9 protein-coding genes and 2 tRNA genes are annotated in these 13,046 nt (G+C 35.0%); 5 read left to right on the top strand and 6 right to left on the bottom strand.

Translation table 11 applies throughout. From position 1 onward, the window contains the following. Positions 1-184: 184 nt before the first annotated feature. On the bottom strand, positions 185-481 hold the full coding sequence (locus MQX03_RS11080) for an MGMT family protein (RefSeq protein WP_242803206.1): 297 nt from the start codon (positions 479-481) through the stop codon (positions 185-187). Positions 482-721: 240 nt separating this feature from the next. Here MQX03_RS11080 and MQX03_RS11075 point away from each other — a divergent pair, with 240 nt between their 5' ends. After that, complete coding sequence (locus tag MQX03_RS11075) at positions 722-868, top strand: hypothetical protein (protein WP_164998542.1); 147 nt, start codon at positions 722-724, stop codon at positions 866-868. Positions 869-1,138: 270 nt separating this feature from the next. Here MQX03_RS11075 and MQX03_RS11070 read toward each other — a convergent pair whose 3' ends face one another. From MQX03_RS11070 to MQX03_RS11050, 5 genes are read right to left on the bottom strand one after another with little or no spacing between them, the layout of a single operon-like run. Next, positions 1,139-2,110, bottom strand: a complete 972-nt coding sequence (locus MQX03_RS11070; RefSeq protein WP_047444737.1) for a deoxyhypusine synthase family protein — start codon at positions 2,108-2,110, stop codon at positions 1,139-1,141. A 27-nt stretch (positions 2,111-2,137) separates the two neighbouring features. Next, the gene (locus MQX03_RS11065; RefSeq protein WP_242803205.1) at positions 2,138-2,806 is read right to left on the bottom strand and encodes a hypothetical protein; all 669 of its coding nucleotides are present in this window, start codon (positions 2,804-2,806) and stop codon (positions 2,138-2,140) included. Between the two features lie 47 nt (positions 2,807-2,853). After that, positions 2,854-3,246 carry an alternative ribosome rescue aminoacyl-tRNA hydrolase ArfB gene (gene arfB / locus MQX03_RS11060; RefSeq protein WP_242803203.1) on the bottom strand — a complete coding sequence of 131 codons (393 nt, stop codon included), beginning with the start codon at positions 3,244-3,246 and terminating at the stop codon, positions 2,854-2,856. Continuing rightward, positions 3,233-3,706 (bottom strand): hypothetical protein, encoded by a 474-nt coding sequence (locus tag MQX03_RS11055; RefSeq protein ID WP_242803201.1) that lies wholly within the window; start codon positions 3,704-3,706, stop codon positions 3,233-3,235. The genes arfB and MQX03_RS11055 overlap by 14 nt, the downstream gene beginning before the upstream one ends. Next, positions 3,696-4,727, bottom strand: a complete 1,032-nt coding sequence (locus MQX03_RS11050; protein WP_242803199.1) for an AMP-binding protein — start codon at positions 4,725-4,727, stop codon at positions 3,696-3,698. Before MQX03_RS11050 ends, MQX03_RS11055 begins: the two co-directional genes overlap by 11 nt. Positions 4,728-4,826: 99 nt before the next feature. On the opposite strand from MQX03_RS11050, the gene MQX03_RS11045 reads away from it, so the two are divergent. The 4 genes from MQX03_RS11045 to tamL all read left to right on the top strand — a co-directional run bounded on the left by MQX03_RS11045 (position 4,827) and on the right by tamL (position 12,864). Further along, positions 4,827-4,897 (top strand) — tRNA-Gln (locus MQX03_RS11045). A gap of 123 nt (positions 4,898-5,020) precedes the next feature. After that, a tRNA-Gln gene (locus MQX03_RS11040) sits at positions 5,021-5,091 on the top strand. Between the two features lie 388 nt (positions 5,092-5,479). Further along, a complete protein-coding gene (locus tag MQX03_RS11035; RefSeq protein ID WP_242803197.1) occupies positions 5,480-10,513 on the top strand; it encodes a translocation/assembly module TamB domain-containing protein in 5,034 nt (1,677 codons plus the stop codon). After that, the gene (gene tamL, locus MQX03_RS11030) at positions 10,513-12,864 is read left to right on the top strand and encodes a translocation and assembly module lipoprotein TamL (protein WP_242803195.1); all 2,352 of its coding nucleotides are present in this window, start codon (positions 10,513-10,515) and stop codon (positions 12,862-12,864) included. Before MQX03_RS11035 ends, tamL begins: the two co-directional genes overlap by 1 nt. The last annotated feature ends 182 nt before the right edge of the window (positions 12,865-13,046 follow it).

Here is a 13,046-nt window from a genome sequence, read left to right as displayed (position 1 = left end):
CTAGTTTAAATTAAAATATTAAACACTATTTCTCCGGTCCCCTTGTGGGCCCCCCGATACTATCTTATCTTTAGAAAAAATTTACTCAATGAAACTTTCAACCGCTTCACAAAGTCAGCCAGTTTTTTCTGTTATGAATTGTTATTTTTTTATCCTGAACCATAAGAATATATTCTAAATGAAATTACAACTCTTCCAATGGATTCCAAAATAGTTTTTTGAAATTTTTTATTCTGAAATTTTCCACTTCAATTCCTTCCGCTTCTAGTCTTTCCTGAAATTCCTGAACCGACAAAGTTCCTGAGCTTGAAATCACACGGTGTGCAGGAACATCTTTCGGACAACCGCCCATCGCTTTTCCCACGTGACGAGAATGATTTGGGAAACCAACTGCTTTGGCAATTGCTCCGTAACTTGTTACTCTTCCTTTAGGAACTAATTTGGTAATTTCCCAGACTTGTTGTTTGAAGATTTCGTTCATTTTCTGATTTAAATGGATATTCAAATGTAAGAAATAAATCATCTTACTCTATATACAGTCTTGTATAGAAAACCTTGACAAAGTTTATAAATAAAAAAATAGTTAGTTTAATACTTAAAAGATTGTTGTAAAAAACAACTCTAGTAAGCTTGACTAAACTAACTTCTAAAATCTAATTTCTAGCATCTAATACAACTGTTGCATAATTTTTGAATAACCTTCTATCTAAATCTAAAAGCTATGAAAAAGTCCATTTTTAGAATTCTGAATAAAATCAATAAAGCTGTCTTACCGAAATTGAGTGATAAAGACCCTACAAAACTGACCAAAGTGCAGAAAGGAATTCTTGCGTACCGTTATTTTGTGTTGACTAACTCTTTGGATTGACAAGCTTTGCGTGAGGGATATGGAGGGCGCGAGCGAAGCGAGTGGTGCAAAGCACCGAAACGAAGTGGAGCCTGTAGAAGCCCGACCCGAGCTTTGGGTTTGCTTTGGAAAGGGGCACGCCATTATTCAAACACGATTATCAGACAGAATTTTTCATTGATAGACAAAAATATATCAAAACATTCTCGTGCATTCTGGCAAAAAAAACGTCCCAAAAATTTGGAACGTTTTATATAACTTCAAGCTTCAGACTTCCGTCTTCCCGCTTTATTAATTTTCTAAGATGTAAGAGAACATCAATGGAGCACAAATCGTCGCATCACTTTCAACGATAAATTTCGGTGTTGTGATATCTAATTTACCCCAAGTAATTTTCTCGTTCGGAACTGCTCCTGAATAAGAACCGTAAGAAGTCGTTGAATCTGAAATCTGACAGAAATATGACCAGAACGGAATATCATGCATTTCCATATCCTGATACAACATCGGAACTACACAGATCGGGAAATCTCCTGCAATACCTCCACCAATCTGGAAGAAACCAACTCCTTTTCCTGCTGAGTTTTTCGTGTACCAATCTGCCAAATACGTCATGTATTCGATACCCGATTTCATGGTTGTAGCCGTCAATTCACCTTTAATACAGTAAGAAGCAAAAATATTACCCATGGTAGAATCTTCCCATCCTGGCACAACAATTGGCAAGTTTTTCTCAGCCGCAGCAATCATCCAAGAATTTTCTCTCGGAATTTCGTAATACTGCTCCAACACTCCAGAAAGAATCATTTTGTACATGAATTCGTGCGGGAAATATCTTTCACCTTTAGCCTCAGCATCTTTCCAGATTTCCACGATGTGCTTTTGCAATCTTCTGAAAGCTTCTTCTTCAGGAATACAAGTATCTGTCACTCTGTTTAAGCCTCTTTCCAGCAAATCCCACTCGTCCTGAGCGGTCAAATCTCTGTAATGAGGAACTCTTTCGTAGTGAGAATGCGCCACCAAATTCATCAAATCTTCTTCAAGGTTTGCTCCTGTACAAGAGATAAAATCTACTTTATCCTGACGGATCATTTCAGCCAAAATCTTTCCTAATTCAGCGGTAGACATTGCTCCAGCCAAAGTGATCATCATTTTTCCGCCTTCTTTGAGGTGGGCAACGTATCCTTTTGACGCGTCTACCAAAGCCGCTGCGTTGAAGTGCAGGTAATATTTTTCTATGAACTCAGTAATCGGTTTGCTCATTATTTTATTTTTTTACAAAGATAAAATTTAAAAACGGAAAGTCGCAGCTGCACTTAAAGAAAGTCTGCTTAAACCTTCTCTTTCGTCTTCACCGAAATTCACCGTCGTACCATTGTATTTCATCTTGCTAAGCGTTCCACCTGTTAATCCCAATTTTGGACCAATAAAAATTTGATTGGTAATCGCATATTGATAAGCAAAATTCGCCTCCAAACCTAGATTAGAACCTGTTACTTTTACAGAACCTGTTTTGGTGGTGTAAGTAATCACACCCAGCGCGATATCGTAATACAATTTGTGTTTTGTATCCTCTTTAAAGTTCGAAAACATAAAAGCCGGACCAACAAAACTGATGTTATCTTTAGTGCTTACAAATCCGGAAACAGTACCTCCGTTAATATCTTGCACAGTCAGTCTTCCATCGCTGGATGCCATATAATTTGAGTACTTTATACCGATAGCACCATTTCCTTTTAAATGATAATATGCAGAAACATCCACATTTAAACCAGTTTTCAGGCCTTTGATATAATCTTTTGTTTCTTTAGGAATTCCTGAAGGCATTTTTGCCAATCGCCACGCATAACCAACAGAGGGAATTATCGAAATTTTGGGTTCTGATTTTGGAGTCTCTTCTTGTGCTGAAAATAACAACGGGATCGTGAATGCTCCCGACATTAAAAGTTTTTTAAACATGTTCATCAATTTTCCGCAAAAATACTATTTTTTCTAAATGCAGAGAATTAAAATTTAAAACGTCTGTTTTCTTTTTTACTGGAATGCTGTTTTTTCTGCTCAATCCTTTTCTCCACCGAAGATCTCGTCGGTTTTGTTTTTGCCCTAAATTTTGGAATAATTAAAGCCTTATTTACCAACTCCATAATTTTATCTATCGCAATTTTTTTGTTTTGAAGCTGCGTTCGGCTTTCGGAAACACTCAGAAATAAAAATCCATCCAGATTAATTCTATTTTTCAGTTTTTCTAAAATCAGATCTTTCTGCCTCTCATTAAAAAATTCAGACTCTGAAACTTTCCAAGTAACTGTAACAGCGGTTTCCACTTTATTCACGTTTTGCCCTCCTGCCCCACTGCTTCGGGAAGTTTTAAAATTCAGTTCTTTGCTAAAATCTTTCATTTTTTTTAAAGTTTTGTGGAAACAATTTTGACTTCTGTTTGATGTATCCAATATCTCCTTGTACAAAATTAATGTCCCCTTCATGATTTCCTAATATTTTTGTTCTAAAAAATACAGTTCTTTTATTTGAATCAATAATTATGGAATCACCAGAATCGATTTGTCTTGAACATACTCCAGTGTAGACTTCAGCACTTTTACCATTTATGGCGTAAGGAAAATACTTTTTATTTTTTTTTGGATTAAAATAATTAAAATTCGACTCAAAATGGCTAAGATAAATTACGGCAAAACAATGATTGTTGGAAATTTGAAAAGAGTCAACAATACCTTTTAATATAAAATTATTTTTCAATTCCAAAGAGTCTTTTTTATATTCTTGTGTTCCCCATTTTTGCATCTGATAAACCATTAAAACAAAAAGAATTAACATGATTGGGATTTTAAATTTATTTTTCATGCAATTTTTTTCTAAGCTCAGTTCTATTCACTTTTCCGTTGGACGTTCTCGGGATTTCCTCAACAAAGATAATTTCCTTCGGTTTATGAAATTTTTGTTGATAACTGATGGATGATAGTTTTTCGTTAACAAATTCAGATTCTTCACCTTCAATTACGGCAATTAATTTTTGTCCGAGACTTTCGTCCATCAACCCTAAAAAAACAACTTCATTTTCAATTTCTCTTTTTACTAAAGCTTCCAATTCTTCAGGAAATATTTTTGCTCCACCAGAATTGATCACATTATCTGCTCTTCCTAAAAACCTGAATTGATTTTCTTTAAATATTTCAACTAAATCATTAGTCAGTAATTTTTCATTATTCAAATTAGGTGCAAAAATTTTCAGACAACCTTTTTCGTCCAAAGAAATAGAAACACCCTCAAAAACGGTAAAATAATCATCCTGATTGGGATAAATCTCTTTCAACGCAATATGAGAAAGCGTTTCAGACATTCCGTAGGTCTCGTAAACTTTCGTTGAGGTATTAGAGTGTTGAAGTATTTGTGTGATTTTCGCTTTTAAAGATTCCGAAACAGCTGCTCCACCAATGATTAGATTTTTAATGAGATGAATTCTATCCAAAGAATTTTCAACCTGCAAAGGAGTCATTGCACAAAAATCAATTTCAATATCTAAATTTTCCAAAGGTTTTAGTGACGGTTCGGCAATGATAAGATTTAATTTTCTTTCAAAAGCCCGCACCACCATCATTTTTCCTGAAATATATTCTACGGGAAGACAGACTAAGGCGGTGTCATTTTCTTTTAATCCTAAAAAATCACAAGTCATTTTCGCTGAATTCAACATCTTCTTTTTCTCGATTTCAAATATTTTCGGAGTTCCTGTAGAACCTGAAGTCTGTACTTTTACCATTTCGGAATCCGAATGCCACTCTTTCAGAAAAAAAAACACTTTTTTTTCAAAATCTGTTTGAGGTTGTAAATTATTAATTTCGAGATTATTGAAGTTGAGCAGCATATTTCCGACTGTTTAAATGTTGTGTAAATTTAAAGAAAAATTAAAAAATGATTTGCGAATAAAGAAAAAAGCTTTAAATTTGCATCACTAAAATAAAACAGACCCATGGTGTAACGGTAGCACTCTGGTTTTTGGTACCATCAGTTGGGGTTCGAATCCCTGTGGGTCTACAAACCATCCTTTTCTAAGGATGGTTTTTGTTTTTTTATGGAAATAAGAAAATTTTAAAATTTCTTCAATATTTTTTTGTCGGTAAAGAAAAAAATAGATACATTTGCACCACTAAAATAAAGAGACCCATGGTGTAACGGTAGCACTCTGGTTTTTGGTACCATCAGTTGGGGTTCGAATCCCTGTGGGTCTACAAACCATCCTTTTCTAAGGATGGTTTTTTTATGTCCATAATTAAAAAATAACCCAATATCTTTACCGTGTCTGATCATAATTGGTAAAACTTTCTTCACTCATTGCTAAATTTATTCCACCAACATTCTTTCAGGGTGCTATCTGTTTAGTTAAACATACCACATTTACTATAAATTCACACGAAAAGGAACGGTTGGCAAACATATTGCTCATGAAAATCAAACAAAGCTATTGTTAATAAGCCATCACAAACGAATTCACCATGGTAACACTCATTAAGCTTCAGGTTTTCAAGATATAAGACGATGTAAAACATATTAAACAGCGGTAAAAACTACAATTTTGCCATCATTAAATATTTTATATTGGTCTAAATCACGAAAATTTTGAAACTGAAATTCAATAAAAGAAAAATTCTAAGAGGTATTGTTATTACAATCATCTCTATTGTCGTTTTAATTATCCTGCTCATTTTAAGTTTAAGACTTCCAGCGGTTCAGAATTACGTAAAAGATAAACTTATTGTTTATTTAGAGAAAAAAATTAAGACTAAAGTAAGTCTCGACAAAGTTTATATCGGTTTCCCCAACAGTCTGGTGATGGAAAATCTGTATCTGAAAGGTCAGAATATCGACACTCTTTTAGCCGTAAGAAAATTCGATGTTGGTCTAGATATGTGGCAATTGATCAATTCAAAAGCCGATATCACCTCGATAGATTTGGAAGGAGTGCGTGCGAATGTGGTTAGAGATCCAAAAGGAAAATTCAATTTCGACTATATTATTGACGCCTTTGCAACTTCTGAAAAGGAAGAAAGTACTTCTAAACCTTTCATTATTTCTTTAGATAAAATTAAATTAAAGGATATCGGGCTAACTTTCAATGATCAGCAATCCAGAAACGATATTAAAGTTTATTTTAATTCATTTGATACAAGGGTAAAAACTTTTGATCTTCAAAATAACAACTACGCAGTCAATGACATTAATTTGGACGGATTGAAATTAAAACTGAAACAGGATTTTGTAGAAGAGGTTTCTAAAAACGTTGAAGAAAAAGTAGATTCTCTCAACCAGAAAAAGCCTATGAAATTAGGCTTAAACGGAATCAAGCTAACTAATTTCAATATCGATTACGGTGATGACAATTCCAAGACTTTCGCAAAAGTATTGTTTAAAGAATTAAGCACAAAAGTCAACAGCATCGACCTTGAAAACAATGACTACAATGTTGGAAATGTTTATTTGAGAGGAGCTGATATCAACGCTAATTTATTTCTTCCGACCGAAAATTCCAGTCAGAAAAAGGATGAAAAGCCTGAAGTTTCTACGGTTTCTGCGAAAGAAAAAGCGATGAAAGTGATTTTAGGTAAATTATTTTTGGATGACGTAAAAGTTGCGTACAACAACACGGCTGTTGCTCCTACCCGCTCAGGAATGGATTTTAACCATCTCAATTTTGCTAAATTAAATCTAGACGTCCGAAATTTTAAAATGGAAAATAATGGTTTTGCAGGATCCGTAAAATCAGCGGAAATTCAGGAAGCGAGAGGCTTGAATGTTCAAAAATTTAATACCGATTTTGTTTACGTTGAAAAAGAAGCGTATTTAAAAAATCTTTATCTGCAGACTCCGAAAACGATTTTACGTGATGAAGTTGTTTTAAATTACAATTCCATTGAGCAATTATCTTCCAATTTGGGAGCGGTGAAAATTTCAGCTGACATTAGAGATTCTAAAATCGGGTTTTCTGATATTTTAAATTTAGTTCCGACTTTAAGAAACACAGCACCTTTCAACAAATATCCGAATGCGACTTTAAGTGTTAATGCTTTCATAAGAGGAACAGTAAATGATCTGGCGATTCAGAATCTGAAAGTTTCCGGCTTAGATCAGTTGAAGGTTTTGGCTTCTGGAAAAATTAAGAATGCGATGAATCCAGATCAATTGTATTATGATCTGAATGTTGCTGAACTTTCTTCTTCATCAAAAACGATTTACAATTTAGTCCCCAAAAATACGATTCCGAAAAACATAACCCTGCCTTCTTTCTTCACGATTCGTGGAACGGCAAAAGGGACAACGCAATTAATTGACACCAATTTACGCCTGACTTCCACTTTAGGAAATGCGGCGATTATCGCAAAAGCTGATTTACGTAGAAAAAACAGAGAAACTTTCGATGTAAAAGCCAATCTTCAGGGCCTGCAAATCGGAAAACTGATTCAGAATAAAGATTTGGGGAGCATCACTGCGCAGATTAATGCAAAAGGACAAGGCTTCGATCCGAAAACAATGTCTGCGATTCTTTCAGGCGACGTAAGGTCGGCGACTTACAACGGCTACACTTATCAGAATATGAATCTGAAAGGGAAAATCAACCGTGGTGCTTACGATATCGACCTTAATTCAAAAGATCCGAATGCCAATTTACATCTTGCGGCATCAGGAGTTTTCAACAACAATCCGTCGGTGAAAGTGAATGGAAATATTAACAAATTAGATTTAAATAAACTAGGATTCTACAGTTCACCAATGATTATCGCCGGAGCGATTGATGGCGATTTTAAAACTTTAGATCCCGATAATCTGAACGGATATTTGAATTTAAAAGACTTTGCAATTTCAGATACGAAAGAAGTTTATCCAATTCAGGAAGTAAACTTATTGGCGATTTCGACAGCAGATTCCACACAGATCAAATTCAATTCTCAAATTGCCGACGTCGAGCTGAACGGAAAATACAAACTGACACAGATTTTCGGAGCTTTAATGCAAACTGTCAATCAATATTATCAGTTTCAAAAGCTTGGTACTGCTCAGAAAATTGATGCCGGACAGTTTTTTACTTTCAATGCAAAAATTAAAAATGATGATCTCATCAGAAAATTTGTTCCCGAACTGAAAAGTTTTGAAACTATCAATATTAACGGAAATTACAATGCAGATTCTCAGCAAATCCTTTTGGATGCACAGATTCCGCAGGTTCTGTATGGAACCAATACGCTGGAAAATACAAGTTTAAAAATTACCAATGAAAATCAGGCATTACAATATGATTTGAGTGTTGCATCATTAGCAAGTGAAAGTTTTGCCCTGAAAAAGGTGAATATCAATGGTGATGTTGCTCAAAATATCATCAATTACAACATCACAACGAAAGATGATAAAGACGAAACGCAGTTCCTGATTGCCGGAAATGCCAAGTCGATGAATGACATTACAGAAATTTCTTTAAATCCAAATGGTTTAAAACTGAATTATATGGATTGGACGGTTGCTGAAAACAACAAAATTTCCATTTTCAGTCAGGGAATTGTGGCAGATAATTTTACCCTTTCGAATTCTGGAGCGGAAATTTCATTGCAGTCTGAAAGCAATTCTCCAAGCAGTCCGCTGAATGTTTCATTGAAGGATTTTAAAATCGAGACGATCACAGAAATTATCAAAAAGGATTCTCTTTTAGCGAAAGGTACAATTAACGGAACCGCTCAGCTGAGAGATTTAACCAAAAATATGACCTTTACGTCAAACATCAATGTTTCTGATTTGATTGTTTATGGAAGTCCGGTTGGAAATTTAGCCATTAAAGTCAATAACCAGTCTGCGAATCTTCTGAATGCTGATATTGCGCTTTCGGGGAACAGCAATGATGTGAAGATCTTAGGAAATTACAATACGTCTTCGAGTACATTCGATTTAGATTTAAATATGAATCAGCTTCAGATGAAGACGCTCCAAGGCTTCTCGATGAATGCGATTACAAATACTGAAGGTTATCTTTCCGGAGACTTAAAAATTACCGGAACAACGACTGCTCCGAAGATTCTTGGAGATATTAAAATGAATAATGTCGGATTGATGATTGCTCAGACAGGAAGTGATTTTAGAGGAATAAACGATAAAATAGGATTTACCAACCGAGGCATTGAGTTTGACGACTTTAAAATCAAAGACAAAGACGGAAATTCTTTAAACATCGACGGACAGGTTCTTACGCAGACGTACAGAGATTTTGCTTTCAATCTTGATCTGGATGCTAAAGACTTTAAAGTCGTGAATTCGGAAAAATCAAACGATGCGATGATGTACGGAATCTTGGCGATTGATGCAGCTTTAAAAGTAAGAGGAAATTTAGATTTACCAAAGGTTGACGGAAGATTAGCCGTTTCAAAAACGACAGATTTCACATTTGTACTTCCGCAATCTAGCCCATCATTACAAGAAAGAGATGGAATTGTAGAATTTATAGATCAGGATCAGGTAGCTTTAAATAAAACAATTAAAGCAGATTCTATTGACAGTCAAAGTCCGATAAAAGGATTAGATGTCAATGTAAATATTGAGGTTGATAAAGAAGCAAAAATGTCTATCGTCATTGATAAAGCTGCCGGAGATTTTGTAAAACTTCAGGGTGAAGCTGATCTGACAGGAGGAATTGATCCATCAGGGAAAACCACTTTGGTAGGTGTTTACCAGGTTGAAAAAGGAAGCTACGAAATGTCGGTAAGTGTTCTGAAAAGAAAATTCGACATTCAAAAAGGAAGTACAATTACCTGGACAGGCGAACCGACAACTGCCAATCTTGATATTACGGCAATTTACAAAACCGAAACTGCACCAATTGACCTTGTCGAACAGCAAGTTGGCGATGCAGATTTGAATCAATATAAACAGAGAATTCCTTTCAATACTTTATTGATTCTGAAAGGTGAATTGCTGAAGCCTGAAATTTCGTTTGATATTACAACAGACGAGAAAAATAATGCTGTTTCTTCTGCTGTTACAGAAACCATCGATGGAAAATTGGCTCAGCTAAGACAAGATCCGAATGAGATGAACAAGCAGGTTTTTGCATTGCTTCTATTAAACCGTTTCATTGGGGAAAATCCTTTCCAAAGTAATTCGGGCGTTTCAGCGGAGACGATGGCAAGACAGAGTGTGAGTAAAATTCTTTCTCAACAGCTGAATAATTTAGCATCAGATTTAATCAAAGGAGTAGATTTAAATTTTGATTTGGAATCTACGGAAGACTACTCTACTGGCACGCAAAACACGAGAACAGATCTTAATATCGGTTTAAGCAAAAAATTACTGAATGATAGGTTAAAAGTTTCTGTAGGAAGTAATTTCGGACTGGAAGGTGAAGCCAGACAAAACGAAAACACGACCAATATTGCAGGTGATGTAACGGTAGATTACAGCCTTTCACGAGACGGAAGATATATGCTTCGTGCTTACCGTAAAAATGATTACCAAGTTGCGTTGCAAGGTCAAATTGTAGAAACCGGGGTCGGATTTATCATCACGTTAGATTACAATCAATTCAGAGATATTTTCCGAAAATCGAGAAATAATCGAAACAAGGAAAACAGAGAGAACAAGAAAAAACAAGATAACCAAGTCGTAGAATTTAAGTAATGAAGATCAATTTAAATGCATATTGTAAATATTTTTTGGCATCGGGAATGACGGCGGCTGTGGTTTCCTGCAGCAATACCAAGTTTCTGAAAGATGGACAAATGCTCTATACCGGAGCCGAAGTGAAGATTGAAAATGACACCCTTCCAAAAAAGAAAAAGAACGAACTGAAAGCTGCTCTTGAAGAAAATTTAACACCAAAACCTAATTCATCTTTTCTTGGATTAAGACCAAAACTGTATGCTTACAACGCTACAAAAGAACCGAAGAAAGAAAAAGGTTTAAGATACTGGCTAAAATATAAATTTGGTGAAGAACCAGTTTTGTTGGGAGATGTTGACAGAGAGTTTAACAAAGATATCATCGTCAATTATTCTGAAAACAAAGGCTACTTCAATGCAAAAGCAAAATACGATACGGTTTCAAAAAATAAAAAAGCGCAGGTAATTTATACTTTAAATCCGGGAGCTCAGTATTTGATCAGCAATGTCAATTTTGTAGAAGATTCTACTTTAATTAATCGTGAAATTCAAAGTTTCAAAGACAAAACTTTATTAAAACCGGGAAATCCGTTTGATTTAGATGTCATTAAAGCTGAAAGACAGAGAATTGATGACGGTTTGAAAGATAAAGGTTTTTATTATTTCAATCCTGATAATATTATCGTTCAGGCCGACAGCACAGTCACTAAGAACCACAAAGTAGAGATGATTGTCAAGTTAAAAGACAATACTCCAAAATTGGCTAAGGAACAATTTACAATTGATAAAGTGGTGGTTTTCCCTAATTACAATCTTCGTGATGCAAAAAAAGGATTGTATAATATTCCAATGAATCCTGATTCATTGAAAGGTTATGAGTACAATGATATTTATGTAGTTGATCCTAAAAAGAAATTTAAACCAAGAATGTTCGACCGTGCATTATATTTTGACAAAGGAGACATTTACAATAGAAAAGATCACAATTTATCACTGAACCGATTGATCAGTTTGGGTGTTTTTAAATTCGTGAAAAATGAATTTGTAGTATCAGATTCTTTAAATCATAAGTTTGATACATATTACGTTTTAACTCCGAGAGAACTACAGTCACTACGTCTGGAAGCTTTAGGTAGAACCAATTCTGCCAATTACGCAGGAAGTGAACTGAATTTAAACTGGACACAGAGAAACTTTTTCCGTGGCGCAGAGCAGTTTAAAGCATCTGTTTATGGAGCTTTTGATGTTCAGATTGGTGGTCCTGCAGATGCCGAAAACATTTTCAGAGCAGGAGCAAATGCACAGCTATCCATTCCGAGAATTGTGGCGCCGTTCCGTTTTAATTCTTCGAGTGCATTTGTACCGAGAACCAATATTAAATTGGGTTATGAATTTCAAAACAGAACCACATTATATTCTTTAAATACTTTTAATGCTTCATTTGGCTACCAATGGAAAGAAAATGTAAGGAAGGAACATGAGCTCAATATCATTGATGTTTCTTTGATTCGTCCCGCTGATGTGACTGCAAAGTTTGATTCAATTTCACGAAATAATCCTTATCAGCAAAGAATTACTCAACAACAACTTATTTTCGGACCAACTTATTCTTACACTTACTCGACAACGATGCTTCCTCGAAAAAATACATTCTATTATAAAGGAATGCTTGATTTAGCAGGAAATATTACAGGGCTTGTTACCGGAGCTAATGCGAAAGAAGGAAAAGAAAAAACAATTTTCGGAGTTCCTTTTAGCCAATATGCAAAAATTGAAAATGATGTAAGATTCTATCACAAATTTACAGAGAAAACATCTTTTGCATCAAGATTTATTGCCGGAGTCGCCGTTCCTTATGGAAATTCGGAGCATATACCTTTTTCCAGACAGTTTTTTGTGGGTGGAAGCAACAGTATCAGAGCTTTTCGCGCTAGGACATTAGGACCAGGAAGTTTTGATCCAAGAACCCAGCAACAAAATGGTGGTTTTGCTTTTGATCAGGCAGGTGATGTAAAATTAGAACTGAATGCAGAATACAGAGCAAATCTTTATAAGTTCTTAAATGTTGCCGCATTTGTTGATGCCGGAAATATATGGTTAATTAATGATGAGATCGATAAAAATGGTATTAATACTAGACCTGGGGGAAAATTTTCTAAAGAATTCTTGAGCGAGATTGCAGTAGGTGCTGGTGTCGGTTTAAGACTTGATTTTTCTATTCTTGTACTAAGACTTGATTTGGCAATGCCTTTGCGAGTACCTTACTATGAAAAGGGTGAAAGATGGGCTTTTCACAGAATCAACTTTGGAGATTCAAGCTGGAGAAGAGATAATCTAATTTTGAATATTGCAATTGGTTATCCATTCTAAAAGGCGGATGGAAACTAGCGAATAGCTTTTGGCTTATGCAAGCATGTATAAAATAATACAATAAAATATCAATAGGAACGGGCTTTAGCCCGTTTTTAATTTAATACAATTCATGAGGCTTTAGCCAAAATTTATATGCGGAAGTTCTTTTAAAAAAATCGTAAAAACTTATTTAAAGGAAT

This window comes from Chryseobacterium aahli, from assembly GCF_022699665.1.
GTDB lineage: Bacteria > Bacteroidota > Bacteroidia > Flavobacteriales > Weeksellaceae > Chryseobacterium > Chryseobacterium aahli.
Note: the sequence above shows the minus strand (reverse complement) of the source record. Positions and strands in the feature narration are given on the sequence as shown.

Excerpts from the sequence above, each read along its gene's own strand:
- MQX03_RS11080 (WP_242803206.1), bottom strand. The coding sequence starts at position 481 with ATGAACGAAATCTTCAAACAACAAGTCTGGGAAATTACCAAATTAGTT.
- MQX03_RS11075 (WP_164998542.1), top strand. The coding sequence starts at position 722 with ATGAAAAAGTCCATTTTTAGAATTCTGAATAAAATCAATAAAGCTGTC.
- MQX03_RS11070 (WP_047444737.1), bottom strand. The coding sequence starts at position 2,110 with ATGAGCAAACCGATTACTGAGTTCATAGAAAAATATTACCTGCACTTC.
- MQX03_RS11065 (WP_242803205.1), bottom strand. The coding sequence starts at position 2,806 with ATGTTTAAAAAACTTTTAATGTCGGGAGCATTCACGATCCCGTTGTTA.
- arfB (WP_242803203.1), bottom strand. The coding sequence starts at position 3,246 with ATGAAAGATTTTAGCAAAGAACTGAATTTTAAAACTTCCCGAAGCAGT.
- MQX03_RS11055 (WP_242803201.1), bottom strand. The coding sequence starts at position 3,706 with ATGAAAAATAAATTTAAAATCCCAATCATGTTAATTCTTTTTGTTTTA.
- MQX03_RS11050 (WP_242803199.1), bottom strand. The coding sequence starts at position 4,727 with ATGCTGCTCAACTTCAATAATCTCGAAATTAATAATTTACAACCTCAA.
- tamL (WP_242803195.1), top strand. The coding sequence starts at position 10,513 with ATGAAGATCAATTTAAATGCATATTGTAAATATTTTTTGGCATCGGGA.